17 protein-coding genes are annotated in these 16,988 nt (G+C 67.8%); 7 read left to right on the top strand and 10 right to left on the bottom strand.

All coding sequences use genetic code 11. The annotated features are described in order from the left end of the window. Positions 1-83 precede the first annotated feature (83 nt). The 3 genes from E3O47_RS05050 to E3O47_RS05040 all read right to left on the bottom strand — a co-directional run bounded on the left by E3O47_RS05050 (position 84) and on the right by E3O47_RS05040 (position 2,912). Positions 84-1,151 (bottom strand): alpha/beta hydrolase, encoded by a 1,068-nt coding sequence (locus E3O47_RS05050; RefSeq protein WP_134419706.1) that lies wholly within the window; start codon positions 1,149-1,151, stop codon positions 84-86. 97 nt (positions 1,152-1,248) lie between these two features. Beyond that, on the bottom strand, positions 1,249-2,370 hold the full coding sequence (locus tag E3O47_RS05045) for an FUSC family protein (protein WP_134419704.1): 1,122 nt from the start codon (positions 2,368-2,370) through the stop codon (positions 1,249-1,251). 62 nt (positions 2,371-2,432) lie between these two features. Beyond that, positions 2,433-2,912, bottom strand: coding sequence for a GNAT family N-acetyltransferase (locus tag E3O47_RS05040; RefSeq protein WP_134419702.1), 480 nt, complete (start codon positions 2,910-2,912; stop codon positions 2,433-2,435). 262 nt (positions 2,913-3,174) lie between these two features. Here E3O47_RS05040 and E3O47_RS05035 point away from each other — a divergent pair, with 262 nt between their 5' ends. Next, on the top strand, positions 3,175-5,301 hold the full coding sequence (locus E3O47_RS05035; protein ID WP_134419700.1) for a DEAD/DEAH box helicase: 2,127 nt from the start codon (positions 3,175-3,177) through the stop codon (positions 5,299-5,301). Between the two features lie 94 nt (positions 5,302-5,395). On the opposite strand, the gene E3O47_RS05030 is transcribed toward E3O47_RS05035, so the two are convergent. From E3O47_RS05030 to paaI, 7 genes are all read right to left on the bottom strand, one after another. Further along, positions 5,396-8,152, bottom strand: a complete 2,757-nt coding sequence (locus E3O47_RS05030) for an HAD-IC family P-type ATPase (RefSeq protein WP_134419698.1) — start codon at positions 8,150-8,152, stop codon at positions 5,396-5,398. A 9-nt stretch (positions 8,153-8,161) separates the two neighbouring features. Continuing rightward, positions 8,162-8,674 (bottom strand): universal stress protein, encoded by a 513-nt coding sequence (locus E3O47_RS05025; RefSeq protein WP_233191501.1) that lies wholly within the window; start codon positions 8,672-8,674, stop codon positions 8,162-8,164. Positions 8,675-8,745: 71 nt separating this feature from the next. After that, entirely contained in the window at positions 8,746-9,090 is a 345-nt protein-coding gene (locus tag E3O47_RS05020) for a helix-turn-helix domain-containing protein (protein WP_134341836.1), read from the bottom strand. Between the two features lie 10 nt (positions 9,091-9,100). Then, the gene (locus E3O47_RS05015; RefSeq protein WP_104102727.1) at positions 9,101-9,499 is read right to left on the bottom strand and encodes a hotdog fold thioesterase; all 399 of its coding nucleotides are present in this window, start codon (positions 9,497-9,499) and stop codon (positions 9,101-9,103) included. Positions 9,500-9,553: 54 nt separating this feature from the next. Continuing rightward, positions 9,554-10,189, bottom strand: a complete 636-nt coding sequence (locus E3O47_RS05010; protein WP_104102571.1) for a TetR/AcrR family transcriptional regulator — start codon at positions 10,187-10,189, stop codon at positions 9,554-9,556. A gap of 74 nt (positions 10,190-10,263) precedes the next feature. Continuing rightward, on the bottom strand, positions 10,264-11,583 hold the full coding sequence (paaK, locus tag E3O47_RS05005) for a phenylacetate--CoA ligase PaaK (protein WP_233191500.1): 1,320 nt from the start codon (positions 11,581-11,583) through the stop codon (positions 10,264-10,266). A 24-nt stretch (positions 11,584-11,607) separates the two neighbouring features. Beyond that, the gene (gene paaI, locus E3O47_RS05000) at positions 11,608-12,042 is read right to left on the bottom strand and encodes a hydroxyphenylacetyl-CoA thioesterase PaaI (RefSeq protein WP_104102568.1); all 435 of its coding nucleotides are present in this window, start codon (positions 12,040-12,042) and stop codon (positions 11,608-11,610) included. 116 nt (positions 12,043-12,158) lie between these two features. On the opposite strand from paaI, the gene paaA reads away from it, so the two are divergent. The 6 genes from paaA to E3O47_RS04970 are packed head-to-tail and all read left to right on the top strand — an operon-like array spanning position 12,159 to position 16,771. After that, positions 12,159-13,142, top strand: coding sequence for a 1,2-phenylacetyl-CoA epoxidase subunit PaaA (gene paaA, locus E3O47_RS04995; protein WP_104102566.1), 984 nt, complete (start codon positions 12,159-12,161; stop codon positions 13,140-13,142). After that, a complete protein-coding gene (gene paaB, locus E3O47_RS04990) occupies positions 13,142-13,447 on the top strand; it encodes a 1,2-phenylacetyl-CoA epoxidase subunit PaaB (protein WP_104102564.1) in 306 nt (101 codons plus the stop codon). The genes paaA and paaB overlap by 1 nt, the downstream gene beginning before the upstream one ends. After that, a complete protein-coding gene (paaC, locus tag E3O47_RS04985) occupies positions 13,444-14,274 on the top strand; it encodes a 1,2-phenylacetyl-CoA epoxidase subunit PaaC (RefSeq protein ID WP_104102561.1) in 831 nt (276 codons plus the stop codon). The genes paaB and paaC overlap by 4 nt, the downstream gene beginning before the upstream one ends. 2 nt (positions 14,275-14,276) lie before the next feature. Continuing rightward, positions 14,277-14,795, top strand: a complete 519-nt coding sequence (paaD, locus tag E3O47_RS04980; protein WP_241986095.1) for a 1,2-phenylacetyl-CoA epoxidase subunit PaaD — start codon at positions 14,277-14,279, stop codon at positions 14,793-14,795. A gap of 2 nt (positions 14,796-14,797) precedes the next feature. After that, on the top strand, positions 14,798-15,949 hold the full coding sequence (gene paaE, locus E3O47_RS04975; RefSeq protein ID WP_134341838.1) for a 1,2-phenylacetyl-CoA epoxidase subunit PaaE: 1,152 nt from the start codon (positions 14,798-14,800) through the stop codon (positions 15,947-15,949). Positions 15,950-15,997: 48 nt separating this feature from the next. Further along, positions 15,998-16,771 carry an enoyl-CoA hydratase/isomerase family protein gene (locus E3O47_RS04970; protein ID WP_104102554.1) on the top strand — a complete coding sequence of 258 codons (774 nt, stop codon included), beginning with the start codon at positions 15,998-16,000 and terminating at the stop codon, positions 16,769-16,771. The last annotated feature ends 217 nt before the right edge of the window (positions 16,772-16,988 follow it).

Raw genomic sequence — 16,988 nt, 5'->3', positions numbered from 1 at the left:
GTTAGAACATGTGCCCGCTTTCCTACCCTGCGCCGCGAGGACGCGCCGCATCGCCGGCCCGCCGCCGCCAGACGGCCTCGCGGCTACTCACCGAGCGTCGTGTGCAGGAAGGCAGCTACCTTCTCGCGCATGGTTGCGTCGAGGATGCCGATCGAGTGCAGCGTTCCCGGCACCGTCACGAGCTCGTGGGCGACGCCCGAGCGTTCGAGTGCCGCCGCATACCCGGTGGCCTGCGACAGCGGAATGTACTCGTCGGTCGACGAGCCGAGGAATACGGGCGGATCGCTGCGGTCAAGGGTGCTCGCCGGCGACGCGGCTGTGGCATTGGCGCAGTCGCGCAGGGTTTCGCAGCCGACGTAGTCGCGCACAATGTTCTGCAGCCCCGCGGGGGCCCGGCCCGTGACGAGCGCCTTGTGGCTGAGGTCGAGCGGCGCGGAGAGTTCGGCGACCGCGGCGACCCGGGCCCCCGTGGTCAGCGACCCGGAACCGCGGGTGCCGAGCAGTGCGGCGAGGTTGCCGCCGGCCGAGCCGCCGAACACGCCGATCCGGTCGGGGTCGATGCCGTGGGTCTGCGCATTGACGGGGTCGCGGACCCACTCCACGGCCAGGACGGCGTCGTCGAGCGCGGCGGGGAACACGGCATCCGGTACCATCCGGTAGTTCACCGAGTAGGCGACGAATCCCTCGGAGGCGAGCCAGGCGCAGACTGCGCGCCAGTCGCTGTTGCCCTTGTCGCCTCGAGCCCAACTGCCGCCGTGGATGGAGATGACGGCCGGACGCAGCGCGGCCGCCGCGTCCTCCGATGACAGCACGATCGGCGGCGCCGCCTCGAGGGTCGTTTCCGCAGCGGGGGTGATCGCCGGCGAGCACACGTCGAGAGTGAGCACGGCACCGTCCGCCTGGGTGCCGTACTCAACATTTTCGTCGACCGTGATGCCACCTGGCCGCTCGAATGTTCGGATGCCGACGATCTGGGTCGTGACGAGCTCGCTGCGCTGGTCGCCGGGTTCGTCGGGCGTCACGGAATACAGCTGGGGGCGGAAGCCGCCGAGGAGGGCCGTCGCAGCCACGGCGATGCTCACCGCGCCGGCAATCGTCAGAAAACGGATGCGATGCGAGCCGAATCGGGGATGGCGTGGGCCGGTGTTCACGTGTGCTCCGAGCTGCGGGGTAGTGCATCGAGACTAATTCGTTTCTCGCGCCGCACCGAATCCCGTCCGGGAACGGGGCGGGGCGTCCTCGCCTGGATTAGCGCGTCGGCGTCGGGCCCGGGGCGGCGTTGGCCTCGTCGGCCTGGTCGCCCTCGTCGGCCTCCGGCAGGATATGCGGCCGAAGGGCGGTGAGAATGCGGGTGACGTCCATCGCGACCGTCGCCGCGACCCCCAGCGACATCACCGGGGCAGAGTTTCGCCGCTCGTCCAGCTCGGTCATCAGGTCCGTCAGAGCGGCACCCGCCTCGGCGAATGCCGCCTGCTCGTCATCATCCGTGTCCCAGTCCCGCAGCACGGCGGCCGCGGCGTGTAAGGTCCGGCCGAGCGCCGGCCGCAACTCGGGGTGCAACTCGAGCTGGACCGGCTGACCCCAGACCGCCGCGGCTAGCACCTCCGTCAAGTCGCGCACGTGGAAGGTCACGTCCTCAAGGGCCGACAGCTCGTCGTAGTCCGAGCGAAGATCCCGCTGATGCACGCGGGCGCGCGGGTTGCCCTTGCGGCTGTCATCGGCGTGACTGACCGCCACGCGCACCGCGCGGCCGACCGCCACGAGCTCCTGACTGCGGAAGGCCCAACCGTCCCGTTCAGGCGGCCAGCTGTCGGCCAGGGCGTCGGCCACCTCCGAGAGCTGGTCGGCCAGGGTGCGGCGAAAGCGGATCAGCTGCTGGCCGACGGCTTCGAAGGCCAACGGCGGAAAGAAGAGGAGGTTCACGGCGAGGCCGATCGCGATTCCCAGCGTCATCTGCACCAGATACCCGATGGAATAACCGTCGGCATTCGGCCCGCCGACGATCAGCACGAACAGCGCCGTCACCGGAATGTACTCCCGGCTGGAGCCGAACCAGCCGGTGGCCGAGATCGCGGCGCCGACGCCGACCGCGAGCGAGATGGTGAGAACGTTCGGCTCGCTCAGAACGATGACCGCCCCCGCGAGCAGGATTCCGACGGTGAGGCCGCCCAGGGTCTGCAGGGCGTTCCGCACCGAACTCATCAGCGTCGGGTACATGCTCACTAGCGCGCCCAGCGGGGCGTAGTAGGGGTAGTCATCCGCCACACCAGGCAGCAACGGCGCGATCGACCAGGCGATGGCGACGGCGATGGCGGCCTTGACCGCCTGCACGATTCTCGGGCTGGTCGCGGCCACTCCCAGCCAGGACACCGTCCTCCGTGCGCGATGCACACTCACCTGCGCCAAAGTGCCGGCGGCTGCCCGATCCCGGGTCATGGCAGGGTTCCCGGGATCGTCTTGGCAAAGCAGACGCTGAAGGCTTCGCCCACGTACTGACCGAATAGGGGAACCTCCCGGTAGCCGACGCTCCGATAGAAGGAGAGCGCGGCATAGCTCTCCGGTCCGGTCTCCAGCACGATTTCTCGGATGCCGCGGGCCGCGGCATCCGTCTCGATCCCCGCCAGCAGGCGGGCGGCCACGCCGCGGCCCCGGGCGTCGGGGTGCACGAACATGCGCTTCAGCTCCGCCGCGCTGGTCGTACCGGCCCCACCCACCAGCGCGGCGATCCCCAGGGCGCGGGCCGTCGCATCCCGCACGACGTACACGGCGACACCCGGCTGCTCGAGCTCGTCGACGTCGAGCAGAAAGTTGCTCTCCGGTGGGTACAGTGAGTGGGCGTAATCGCCGCTCAGTCGCAGCAACTCGGCGATCTCCGGCTGCCGCGGGGACTCAATGTTGATGGTCGTCAGCATGTGAACAGAGTAAGCGGTGAAGGTGATCCGTGACATTGCGGCATCGATCAGGTAACGTAGACAGGTCGGCTCTTGACACCGTGTGTTTTTTTGTGTGCGCGGATGGGTTTGTAAGTCAGGATGGGCCGGTTTTCCAGTAATCCGCTGGTGAAAAATCACTGTATGTGAACGGCCCCGGCCATAGACTGCCCGGGTTCTCAGGTTGCGTCGCGTGTGCGGCGTTGTTCTGCCATGTACCCAATACAACCCAGGAACATTCTTCATGCCTAAGAACTTCGATCCCAAGTACTCCGCCAAGGGTGGACCGTCCAAGGGCGGCAGCAAGAGCCCCGGACACCGCGGCCACAACGCCGCCGAGGGTGCACCCAAGAAAGCCCGGTGGAACGCCGGCGAGCGGGCCGACCGTGCCGCCGGCCGCCCCGCAGGCAATGACCGGTCGGCCTACGGTAACGGCCGCCCTGCCGGCAACGACCGCCCGGCCTACGGCCAGCGCTCCGAGCGCCCCGCCTACGGCGACCGCCCGAACCGCAGCGACCGTCCCTCTTCTGGTGGCGCCCCGCGCGGAGACCGCCCCTCGTACAACAGCGACCGTCCCCGCAGCGACCGTCCCGCGTACAACACTGACCGTCCGTCCTACGGCGACCGTGCCCCGCGTACGGATCGTCCGGCGTACAACAACGACCGTCCGCGCACTGACCGTCCGTCCTACGGCGATCGCGCCCCGCGTACGGATCGTCCGGCGTATACCAACGACCGTCCGTCTTACGGCGACCGTGCCCCGCGTACGGATCGTCCGGCGTACAACAACGACCGTCCGCGCACGGACCGTCCGTCCTACGGCAACGACCGACCCTCTTACGGCGACCGAGCCCCGCGCACGGATCGTCCGGCGTACAACAACGACCGTTCGCGCACGGACCGTCCGTCCTACGGCAACGACCGACCCTCCTACGGCGACCGTGCCCCGCGTACGGATCGTCCGGCGTACAACAACAACGACCGTTCGTCCTACGGCGACCGTCCGGCCCGCACCGAGCGTGGCGGCTACGACCGTTCCGAGCGTTCGAACTCCGACCGTCCGGCGCGTCCGGCCCGCTCGGCGTCCGATGGCGGCCACTCCAGCAACTTCTACCCCGACCGCGACACCAAGGCGCACTTCGCCGCTGGTGACGACGTCGTGCTTGAGCGCCTCGAAGCCATCGCGACGACGGCTGCCGAAGTCGTCGGCGTGACCTTCGGCGACCTGGGCCTCGGTGAGAACATCGTGCGCGAGCTCGCCACCCTCGGTGCCGCAGCGCCGTTCCCGATCCAGGCCGCGACCATCCCGGACGTACTCGCCGGGCGCGACGTGCTCGGCCGTGGCAAGACCGGTTCCGGCAAGACCATTGCCTTCGGCGCTCCCCTCGTGGAGAAGCTGCTGGAGAACAACGGCGCCAAGGACCGCAAGATGGCCCGCAAGCCCCGCGCGCTCATTCTGGCCCCGACCCGTGAGCTGGCCCTGCAGATCGACCGCACCATCCAGCCCATCGCCCGCAGCGTCGGCCTCTTCACCACCCAGATCTACGGCGGCGTTCCGCAGTACCGCCAGGTCAGCGCCCTCCAGCGCGGCGTGGACATCATCATCGGCACCGCCGGTCGCATCGAAGACCTCATCGAGCAGGGTCGCCTCGACCTCAGCGAGGTCGTCGTCACCGTCCTTGACGAGGCCGACTACATGTGCGACCTGGGCTTTCTCGAGCCGGTTCAGCGCATCCTGCGTCAGACCAAGAAGGGCGGCCAGAAGCTGCTCTTCTCGGCCACCCTCGACAAGGGCGTCGCCTCGCTGGTCAAGGAATTCCTGGTCAACCCGGCCGTGCACGAGGTTGCCGGCGAAGATCAGGCCTCCTCCACCATTGACCACCGTGTGCTCGTCATCGAACACCGCGACAAGAGCGCCATCATCGGCCAGCTCGTCGACCGCCAGGGCAAGACGCTGATCTTCTCGCGCACCCGTGCCTACGCCGAACAGCTCGCCGAGCAGCTCGAAGACGCCGGCGTGAAGGCCACGAGCCTGCACGGCGACCTGAACCAGGCTCGCCGCACCCGCAACCTGCAGATGCTGACCAGCGGTCGCGTCAACGTGCTGGTGGCAACGGATGTCGCGGCTCGCGGCATCCACGTGGACGACATCGACCTGGTCATCCAGGCCGACGCTCCCGACGAGTACAAGACCTACCTGCACCGCTCCGGTCGTACCGGGCGCGCCGGCAAGTCCGGTACCGTCGTCACGCTCATCCCGAAGCAGCGTCGCCGCCGCATGGATGAGCTGCTGGGCCGCGCCGAGATCGAGGCCTCCTTCACGAACGCGGCCCCCGGCGACACGTCGGTGCGCGACCTCGCCGGAATGTAGTCGGCAGCAACTCCAGCACCTCCTGAAATAACGCGAGAAGGGGCATCCGCCGTCACGGTGGATGCCCCTTCTCGCGTTGCGGGTCGGGCAGGTCTCAGCGGCGAGCTGCGCGATGCCCGGCTGCCCGCACGATGGCTTTTCGGACCTCCTCGATCCAGAGCACCGACGACCCGACCAGCACGCACAGACCCCATTGGCCCGACGTGAGGGAGGTCGTGTCGAAGAGTCCCTGGAGCACGTCCATCTGCACCACGAGGACCTGCAGGATGATCACGGCGGTGAGTGCCAGCCAGATGCTGCGGTTGGTGAACGTCTGGAGTGAGAAGACGGAGTGGGTGTCCGAGCGCACGTTGAGCAGGTTGAACACCTGGTAGAAGACGAAGGTCGTGAACGCGAGGGTGGTGGCGAAGGCCGCGTTGCCCGCACTGTCCGGGAACAGGGCGGACGCCTGGGTCAACACGGTCAGGGTTCCCGCGGCCATGACGAGGCCAAGCCCGAGAATACGCAGCATCCTGTCCCGAGTGAGCAGAGGTTCGTCGGACGGGCGCGGAGGCCAGCTCATCGTTCCGGGTTCGGCCGGATCCAAGCCGAGCGCCAGTGCGGGTGGGCCGTCCATGATGATGTTGACCCAGAGGATCTGAAGCGCCGTGAACGGCGCGCCCGCGGCCCACCCGGTGACGCCCGCGATCAGGAAGATGAGCACGAATCCCCACGCCGTGGTCAGCTGGAACCTGACGAACTTCAGGATGTTGGCGTAGATGCCGCGTCCCTCCTGCACCGCGGCGACGATCGTGGAGAAGTTGTCGTCGGTGAGGATCATGTTTGCGGCGCCTTTGGAGACATCCGTGCCGGTGATACCCATGGCGATGCCGATGTCGGCCTGCTTCAGGGCCGGCGCGTCGTTGACGCCGTCACCGGTCATTGCAACGACATTGCCGCCGGCCTGCAACGCCCTGACCACCCGGATCTTGTGGGCCGGGGTGACCCGGGCGAGTACCCCGTAGTCAGCGGCCCGGGCGGCGAGCGCGTGATCGTCGAGGTCGTCCAGCGTAGGACCGGCAGCAGCCTCTCCGGGCAGGCCCAGGTTGCGGGCGATGGCCGAGGCCGTCACGAGATGGTCGCCCGTGATCATGTGCACGCGGATGCCGGCGCCGAGCGCCACCGCGATGGCCTTGGCCGCCTCAACCCTGGGTGGATCGACAATTCCGACGATGGCGTAGAGGGTCAGACCGGTGACCAGGGAGCGACCCGAGTCGTCGCCCGGAACGGTGCCGGCGTCGAGGGTGCGTCCGGCGACCATGATCGTGCGCAGGCCCTCACCGGCCAGTTCCTGGATGGTGTCGTGGATTCGTTGCTGCATGGTGGCATCGAGAGGGCGGATGCCGTCGTCGGTGAGCACCGAGTCGGTCAGGGGCAGCAGTGCGCCCGGTGCGCCCTTGGCGAAGCAGCGGTGTCCGGGCGGTCGCGGCAGTCCGGTCGTCGGCTCTGCCGGCCGGTGGAATGTGGCCATGAATTTGTAGTCGGAGTCGAAGGGCACTTCGGCTACCCGGGGGTGGGTCCGCCTCGCAGCTGCGACGTCGATGCCGCCCTTCTCGGCGAGAACGGCCAGGGCTCCTTCGGTGGGGTCGCCGACCAGCACGCCGTCGTTCAGTACGGCGTCATTGCACAGGGCCATGGTTAGGAACGCCTCGGTGAGGTCAGGCAGGGGCCGGTCATCACCGGTGAGGATCCGGCCGTCGGTGGAGTAGCCCTCGCCGGTGATGCGGAAATCGCGGCCATGGGTGTGCAGTCGGCGGGCCGTCATCTCGTTCATGGTCAGCGTGCCGGTCTTATCGGTGGCGATATGGCTGACGCTGCCGAGGGTTTCCACCGCCGAGAGCTGCTTGATGATGGCGCCTCGGGCGGCCAGCCGGGAGGCGCCCATCGCCAGGGTGAACGCGACGACCGCGGTGAGACCCTCAGGAATGGTCGCCACGGCCAGCGAGACGGCGGTGATCAGCAGCTCGGTCCAGGAGTCCCCGCGCAGGAGGCCCAGCACGAAGACGATCGCCACCACGACCAGCGCCGCAACGGTGAGCAGCTGGGCCAGCTGGTCGATCCTCCGCTGCAACGGTGTTTGGTCGTTCTTCACCTCGTTCAACAGCACCGCGATGCCGCCGACGGCCGTGCCCATGCCGGTGTCGGTGACCACCATGGTGGCGCGGCCGCGAGTGACCAGGGTGTTCATGAAAAGCATGTTGGTGCGGTCTGTGAGCGGCAGTTCCGCATCGTCCAGAGCGGGAATCGTCTTCCCGACCGGCTCGGATTCCCCGGTCAGGGTCGCCTCGGCCACCTGCAAGCCGGCATTCTCGATGATGCGACCGTCCGCCGGAACGGAGTCCCCGGCATCGAGGAGCACGATGTCGCCCGGCACAAGATCGGAGAATTGCACCTCGAGTTCGGTTCCGTCCCGCCGAGCGACGGCCTTGCCTTCCGACAGCTGCTGCAGCGCCTGGAGGCTGCTCTCGGCCCTCCGCTCCTGCACATAATTCAGAACCGTGTTGAGGATGATCACGACCAGGATTACGATCGGTGTCTCGAGTTCTTGCGAGACGACGGCGCTGACGACCGCGGCCACCAGGAGCACGATCGTCATCTTCTCGCCGAGAAGGCGCACGATCTTGCGCCAGGTCGGCACGCGTTTCGGCTTACGCAGCAAGTTCGGTCCGTATCGCCGACGGCGGTCGTCGACCTCGGATGCGGCGAGCCCGGCGCGGACGTCGACGTCCTGGGCCGCCGTGGTTTCAGCGGCCGAGAGGGTGTGCCAGGCGGCGTGCTCGGTGGCCGCCGCTGCGGGAGAGGTGGTGGACATCCGTCTGGGTCAGCGATTCGGCCGTTTGCGCGTCACCAGCACTGGGCAGACCGAGAGCCGGGTGCACTGGTCGCTGACCGAGCCCAACAACAGTCCGGCCAGGTTGCCGCGCCCGCGGGAACCGACCACGAGCATCCGCGCCTCACGCGACACCTCGATCAGGCTGCGGGCAGGCCCCGCATGCACGGCCCGGTAGTCGACGGTCACGTTCGGGAAGGCATGCACCAGCGCAGCGGTGTCCTCGATCAGTGCGGCCCGAACCGCCTCCGAGTATTCGGCGAACGTCGACACGTAGCCGAACTCCCAGTTCGCGGGCCTGGGGGCGGTGTCGATTGACCAGGCGCGCACGATCACGACCGGGGCGTGCAACTGATCGGCGAGCCCGAGCGCCGTGCTGAGCGCGTGGTCTGCGAAGGCCGAGCCGTCGTGGCCGACGACGATGCTGCCGGCCGGCGACGGCGCCGGCGTGGACGCCTCGGCGGTTTCCGGTGTGCCTGCAGGGGTGGTGCCTTCGGTGCTCACGGCGGACTCTCCAAACTGGGGGATGAATGAGGAAGAACGATCAGAACACTCCCAGATTAGCGAACTGCCGTTCAGGTGTCCAACTTGGGGGGTGAGACCGGCACGAGCACGGCGAGCAGCTCGTCGAGTTCGTGTCCTTCGGACACCGGATGCCGGAACAGTCTCCCGGGGGCGATCTGGTAGCTGTTGCGCCGCCCGACCCGGGTTCTCGTGATGTAACCGCTCGCCACGAGATCGGCGATGATCTTCTGGGCCCCGCGCTCGGTGACGCCCACCCGGGAGGCCACTTCGCGCATCCGGCACTGCGGATCCCGCGCGATCGTGACGAGAACGTGTGCGTGGTTGGTCAGGAACGTCCAGCGGGCGTCGCTCCCGGGGGTGGGCCGGGGCTCCTGGTCAGGGTCCGATGCGTTCATGTAAGTGAGATTAGTCCACCGGTGTCGCGCCGTCTTGCGCCCGGGGCACGAACGGCGGCCGGTCGGGCGCGTCGACGATCAGGTTCGTGATGCGCGCGGTGCACAACCGACGGCCCTGGTCGTCGCTGATCACGATCTCGTGGCAGGCGATCGTGCGCCCGAGCCGGATGGCCGTCGCCACCCCGGTCACGATTCCCGACCGCGCCGCGAGGTGGTGGGTCGCGTTGATGTCGAGGCCCACCGCGCTTCGCCCCGGGCCCGCATGGATCACGGCAGCCCACGAGCCGAGAGCCTCGGCGAAGGCGACGGATGCCCCGCCGTGCAGCAGCCCGAAGGACTGTCGGTTGCCCTCCACCGGCATCGTCGCGACGACCCGCTCCGCGGACTGCTCGAGGATGGTCACGCCCATCTTCTCGTCAAGTTCGCCGAGCGTGATCTTCCAGTTCTCGTTCACGTGTCTCCTCTATTCGGTGGTCGAGCTCGCCGAGACCCGCGAGCCCGGCGCCACCCGCAGCCCGTCGAGCGCCACCGCGAGCACATCGTTGGCGAGTTGACCGGCATCTTCCGGCCCCTCCGGCCGGTACCACTCCACGATCGAGTTCACCATGCCGAACAGCAGCCGGGTCACGATCCGAGGGTCGATGTCGCCGCGCAGGGAACCCTCATCGCGGGCCTCCACCACGAGGGCGGATACGGCCCGGTCGAATAAGCGGCGGCGGGCGAGCGCGGCGCGCTCGACATCCGTGTTTCCGCGCACCCGTAGCAGCAGCGTCACGTAGGGCAGCCGGGAGGTGAGCACCTCCACGGCTCCGCGCAGCACCGCGGCGAGCCGGTCGATGGCCGGGCCGCACTGGGCGCTCTGCTTGAGCAGCACCCCTTCGAGTCCGTCGAGGGCCTCGCCGAGAGCCTGTTCCAGCAGCTCCTCCTTCGAGGTGAAGTGGTGGTAGATCGCCGATTTCGACAGGCCGAGGCGGGTCGCGAGCACGCCCATCGAGGTGGCGTCGTAACCGAACTCGTTGAAGGCGGCGACCGCCACCTCGAGAATGGCGGGCTGGTCGTATCCGGGGCGGCCACGCTTGGCCAGGGCTGGTTCAGACATAATCGAGAAGTCTGTCACGAGCCGGGTTTCCGGAGGAACGACCGGCCCGTGACTGCGCGGGTTGTGCGGCAGACTCAGCGCAGGTCGTAGACACGCTTGTGCTTGCCGGTGCTGCGCTCGAGCGTGCCGGGTTCGACGATCAACACGTTGACGCTGGACCCGATCAGGTCCTTGATCTTATGGATCAGCAGCGCTGAGGCGATGTCGGAGGCGACATCGCTGGCGTGCTCGTGCCGTTCGATCCGAACGGTCAGTTCGTCCATCCGGTTCGGCCGGGTCAGCTCGATCACGAAGTGCGGGGAGAGGCTCGGGATGCTGAGCACGATCTCCTCGATCTGGGTCGGGAACAGGTTGACGCCGCGCAGGATGATCATGTCGTCGTTGCGACCCGTGATCTTCTCCATCCGGCGCATGCCGGGGCGCGCCGATCCGGGCAGCAGGCGGGTCAGGTCGCGGGTTCGGTAACGGATGACCGGGAAAGCTTCCTTGGTCAGCGACGTGAACACGAGCTCACCCTGGGTGCCGTCAGGCAGCACGAGTCCGCTGTCGCCGTCGATGACCTCGGGCAGGAAGTTGTCCTCCCAGAGGTGCGGTCCGTCTTTCGTCTCGATGCACTCGTTGCCCACGCCCGGGCCCATCACCTCGCTGAGCCCGTAGATGTCGAGCGCGTCGAAGTCGAGGCGGTCTTCCAGCTCGAGCCGCATCTGATTGGTCCACGGCTCTGCGCCGAGCACGCCCGCCTTCAGGCTGGACGAGCGAGGGTCCATGCCGGCCGCGACCATCGCATCCGTGATCGTCAGCAGGTAGCTGGGCGTGGCCATGATGACGTCCGGTTCGAAGTCCTGGATCATCTTGACCTGCTTGTTGGTCTGGCCGCCGGACATCGGGATGGCGGTGGCGCCCAGCGCTTCGATGCCCGCGTGCGCGCCGAGGCCGCCGGTGAAGAGGCCGTAACCGTACGCGTTGTGCACGCGCATGCCGGGCCGCACGCCGGAGGCGCGAAGGCTGCGCGCCACCAGGCCCGCCCACATCCTGAGGTCCTTCTTCGTGTAGCCGACGACGGTCGGCAGCCCGGTGGTCCCGGAGGAGGTGTGGATGCGCGCGACCTGGTCCAACGGCACCGCGAACATGCCGAACGGGTAGGAGACGCGCAGGTCGTCCTTGGTCGTGAAGGGCAGCAGGGCCACATCGTCCAGGGTGCGGATGTCGTCCGGGTGCACTCCGGCCTCGTTGAACTTGCGGGTATAGAGAGGAACGTTCTGGTAGGCGAGCCGTACGGTCTTCTGCAGCCGGGTCAGCTGTAACGCCTGCAGTTCGTCACGGGACATCCGCTCCTCGGGATCGAGTTCATCCTGGGCCGGGGCGTGCAAGCGGGTCTTGGTCATCGTTGACATGAGGCCTCCTGGTGGAATGCGGATTTAAAGTAGAGGAGCGACGGAACCAGGCACGGGAAAGTTGGTGGTGCGGCTGCGCCCGCGAAACTCCGCCACCGGTACGTTGTGCTCGTTGGCAACGCGCACGTCATAAAGTCCGGAGCGACCGCTCTTGGTGCGCAACACGGCGGTCGCGGTGAGGGTCTGCCCGGCGGCGGTGGGCTTCAGAAAGGTGATGTCGGCGCCCGACGCGAGCGTGACGTGGTGGTCGTCGTTGCAGGCGATCGCGAACGCCGTGTCGGCCAGAGCGAAGACGATCCCGCCGTGCGTCACGTCGAAGCCGTTCATCATGTCGTCCCGCAGGAGCATGGAGACGACCGCGCGGCCGGGCTCTGAGGCGTGCACGACCATGCCGAGTGCGGCCGATGCCCGGTCGTTCTCCATCATGGCCCCGTTGGAGGGCGGTAAAACTTCCGTCATGTGGTTCTCCTCATTGAGTTCCGCGGGCCGCAACGCATGGTTGTGGGGGTCGTAGGGAAACCATATACTAACTGAACGATCGGTTGGTAAAAGTTCGCCAAACCCAGGAGTCAACGATGACAATCCCGCCAGTTCCCTACGCTATCGCCCCGGACAGCGCCGCCACGGTGTCTGCCGAGGAGCAGCAGTTCAACGACCTGATTGCCGCCGATTCGCGAATCGAGCCGCGTGATTGGATGCCGGACGGCTACCGCAAGACCCTCATCCGCCAGATTTCCCAGCACGCGCACTCCGAGATCATCGGGATGCAGCCGGAGGGCAATTGGATCACCCGGGCGCCCAGCCTGAAGCGCAAGGCGATCCTACTGGCCAAGGTGCAGGACGAGGCCGGCCACGGTCTCTACCTCTACTCCGCCGCGCAGACTCTCGGCATCAGCCGCGACCTGATGACGGACCAGCTCATCGCGGGCAAGGCGCGCTACTCCTCCATCTTCAACTACCCGAGTCCCACCTGGGCCGACATGGGCGCCATCGGCTGGCTCGTCGACGGCGCCGCGATCTGCAACCAGGTGCCGCTCTGCCGCGCGTCCTACGGTCCGTACGGGCGCGCCATGGTGCGCATCTGTAAGGAGGAGTCTTTCCACCAGCGGCAGGGCTTCGAGATCCTGCTCGAGCTGATGAAAGGCACGCCCGCCCAGCGCGAGATGGCCCAGGAATCGGTCAACCGCTGGTACTGGCCGGCCCTGCAGATGTTCGGGCCGCCCGATGACGACTCGCCCAACTCTGCGCAGTCGATGGCCTGGAACATCAAGCGGTTCTCCAACGACGACCTGCGCCAGCGCTTCGTCGGAATGCTCGTGCCGCAGGCCGAGGTGCTCGGTGTGACGCTGCCGGACCCGGACCTGCGCTGGAACGAAGAAAAGGGTGCGTACGACATGGGCGAAATTGACTGGACCGAATTCCACGAGGTGCTCGCGGGCCGCGGACCGGCGAACGCCAGGCGCCTCCAGCGCCGCCGCGACGCGCACGACGAGGGTCAGTGGGTGCGTGAGGCTGCTGCCGCGTACGCCGCCAAGCAGGGCGTGAAGGCGGTCGCATAATGAGCGCTCCCGGTGCATCCGAGAAGGAGATCTGGCCCCTTTGGGAGGTTTTTGTGCGCTCCAGCCGCGGAATCAGCCACACCCACGTGGGTTCCCTGCACGCCCCCGACGCCACCCTCGCGGTGCGCAACGCGCGTGACCTCTACACCCGCCGCAATGAGGGCGTCTCGATCTGGGTCGTGCCTGCCGACGCGATCACCACGAGCGATCCGGATGCGAAGGGTGCCTTCTTCGAATCGCCCGCCGGCAAGAACTACCGCCACGCGAGCTACTACACGAAGAGCGAAGGGGTGAAGCACCTGTGAGCGACACCATCGAGCAGGACGGCCACGGCCACGTCGACGTCGACACGGTCCAGCTCTCCGCGGAACTGGTCGAAGCGGCATCCGTCGCCTCGCACGACGTGGCGGAATACGCGCTTTGGCTCGGCGACGACTCGCTCGTGCTGGCCCAGAACCTGGGCTGGTGGATCTCCCGCGCCCCGGAGCTGGAAGAGGACATCGCTCTCGGCAACATCGCCCTCGACCTGATCGGGCACGCCCGTTCCCTGTTGCACTACGCCGGGGCCGAATCCGGCCGAACCGAGGACGACCTGGCGTACTGGCGTGACGAACCCCAGTGGCGCTCGGCGCACCTGTTCGAGCAGCCCAACGGTGACTTCGCGCACACGATCGCCCGTCAGTTCATCGCGGCGCACTACCTGTTCGAGCTCTACAGCGCGCTGATGCAGTCGACGGATGCGACGCTCGCCGCGATAGCGGCCAAGGCCGTCAAGGAGGTCGACTACCACCGCGACCATTCCATCCAGTGGGTGCTGCGCCTCGCTCAGGGCACCGAGGAATCCCGCCGGCGCATGATCACCGGTCTCTCCGACCTATGGCCGTTCGTGGAGGAGCTCTTCGTCGACGAGCCGCTGATCGACCGGCTCGAGGGCGTCGCCGTGCGGCCGTCCTCTCTCCAGGCCTCAGTCCTGAGCGCCATGTTCCCCGTGCTCGCCGAAGCCGAGCTCGAGGTTCCCCGCGGCTTCATCTCCTCCGGGGGCGGGCGCCGCGGCGACCACTCCGAGAACCTCGGGCCGCTGCTCGCCGAGATGCAGGTGCTGGCGCGGGCGCACCCCGGCGCGAAATGGTGACCGTGGCCTCCCTTGCCCGTCCGCGTCCGGGCGACGCGGCGTCGCAGAAGGCCTGGGACATCGCCGCCGAGGTCTGCGACCCGGAGGTCCCCGTGCTCACGATTGAAGATCTGGGAGTGCTTCGGTCGGTCGCCGTTTCGGCCGACGGAACCCACGTCATCCTAACGCCGACCTACAGCGGATGCCCCGCGATGGAGGCCATGCGCGACGACGTCCGGGCGGCCCTCACCAATGCCCACTACCAGAACGTCACCGTCGAACTCGTGCTCGCCCCGGCCTGGACCACCGACTGGATGAGCGAGGAGGGCAAGGCGAAGCTGGTCAGTTATGGCATCGCTGCCCCGACCGGCCACTCCGGCGTGCGCCCGACCGGCACCGTCCGGCTCCAACTCGTGGTCAAGTGCCCGCGCTGCTCCTCACTGAATACGCGGGAACTCGCCCGCTTCGGTTCGACGTCGTGCAAAGCACTCTACGAGTGCCGGGACTGCCTCGAACCGTTCGACTACTTCAAGGTGTTGTAACCATGGCCGCACTCAATCTGCGCAGTACCGATTCAGCCGTTCTCGACCCTGCCACCGAGCCTACAAAGCGCCGCGCCCGGTTCCACACCCTCGCCGTCGGCGAGGTGCGTCAGCTCACCCAGGACAGCGTCGAGGTGACCTTCCTGGTTCCCGAGGCGCTGCAGGGGGAGTTCGACTACGACCCCGGGCAGCACCTGGCGTTGCGCGCCACGATCGGCGGCCGGGAGCTGCGCCGCAGCTACTCGATCTGTCGTCCGCACGCGCTCGGCTCGGTCAGCGTCGCGATCAAGCGCGACCTCGGCGGGGTCTTCTCCAGCTGGGCGAACACCGAACTCCGGGCCGGGGACCGCCTTGACGTGATGAGCCCGCAGGGCACGTTCACCACCGCGCTGGACACTCTGGACGACAAGCACATCGTCGGCATCGCCGCCGGCAGCGGCATCACGCCGCTGATGTCGCTCGCACACACCGTGCTCGAACGCTCGGAGACCTCCCGCTTCACGCTCGTCTACACAAACCGCACCGCGCTCGACGTGATGTTCCTCGACGAGCTTGCCGACCTGAAAGACCGGTACCCGGCCCGGCTGGCACTGCACCACGTGCTCTCGCGCCAGTCTCGCTCCTCCGCCCTGCTCTCCGGCCGGATCGACGAGGAGAAGCTGCGCCTGATGCTGGCCAGCATCATCCGTCCCAACGCCGTCGACGAGTGGTTCCTCTGCGGGCCGTTCGAACTGGTGCAGTTGTGCCGCGACACGCTGGAGAGCGTGGACGTCGAACCGGGCCACATCCGGTTCGAACTGTTCACGACGGGGGAGCCGACGCACGCGGTCGGCGACACTGGGCGGCCGGTGGTCGTCGGAATCGGTGACAAGACCTTCGAGATCGAGTTCACGCTCGACGGCGAGAGCGCCACGGTGACCACGCCCGTCAACGCGAAGGAGAGCATCCTGAACGCCGCCCTGCGTGTGCGGCCGGACGTTCCGTTTGCCTGCGCTGGGGGAGTGTGTGGCACCTGCCGCGCCAAGCTCGTCAGCGGTGACGTCACGATGACCGAGAACTACGCCCTCGAACCGGACGAACTGGCCCGCGGCTATGTGCTCACCTGCCAGTCGCACCCAACGACCGACCGGGTCGTCGTCGACTACGACGTGTAGCGCCACTCGCCCATCAGGTATGGCGCGCAAGCGCAGAAAGCGGTTCCCGTGATCGAGCTGTCTATCCGGGACGACGTGGCCTACGTCGTCCTGAACGCCCCCGACAAGCTGAACGCGCTCGACGAGGCCGGCCTGGCCGAGCTCGCGGCCGCATACGAGACCGCGGAGGCGGCCGGCGTGCGCGCCCTCGCGCTGCGCGGCGAGGGCCGCGCATTCTGCGCGGGCCGTGACATCTCGGGCGTCGACCCGCGCGACGACGATGTGATGGGTTTCCTGGGGGGACTCGTCACGCCGTTGTTGCAGCGGATGAGCGCCTTCCCGGCGCCCACCTTCGCCGCCGCGACCGGGGCCTGCCTCGGGGTTGGCCTCGGCTTGCTGATCGCCACGGATGTCGTCTACGTCGCCGACACCGCGAAGATCGGGTCCCCGTTCGCGAACCTCGGTGCCACGCTCGACTCCGGCGGCCATGCCCTGTTCGTCGACCGGCTCGGCGCGCACCGCACTCTCGACCTGATCTACTCCGGCCGGCTCATGTCGGGCGCGGAGGCCGTGGCCGCCGGCCTGTTCAGCCAGGCATTCCCGGCCGACGAGGTGACGGATGCCACATTGACGGCCGCCCAACGGGCCGCACAAGGGGCGACTCAGGCGTTCCTCGCCAGCAAGGAGCTCGTGCGCGCCCTCCGGGACGACCGGCTCGGCCTCTGGCAGAGCGTCGCCGCCGAGAACCGGGCGCAGGCGGCCCTCTGCGACACCGCTGACTACCGCGAGGGCTTCGCCGCCTTCCAGCAGAAGCGCAAGCCCGCGTTCACAGGCCGCGACTGACCCGTCGCGTCCCTGTCCTGGCCCGTCCCTGCCGCCCGCGTCGAACCAATTCGACGGAGATTCTGGGAAAAAGGCGGTTCCCGAAGGTTCTGGGGCCGTTTCGGGCAAAATCTCGGCTCTCCTGCTGCTTCTGTGGGTTAATCCCGGCCGGGGAGCACTGGTTTGTGGCCGCCGAGGCTGAGCATGGCGAGGGCGATGAGGGCGTCGGGTGATTTGA

It is taken from the genome of Cryobacterium sp. TMT2-17-1 (genome assembly GCF_004402765.1).
GTDB lineage: Bacteria > Actinomycetota > Actinomycetes > Actinomycetales > Microbacteriaceae > Cryobacterium > Cryobacterium sandaracinum.
This window is presented reverse-complemented; position numbering and strand designations above follow the sequence as displayed.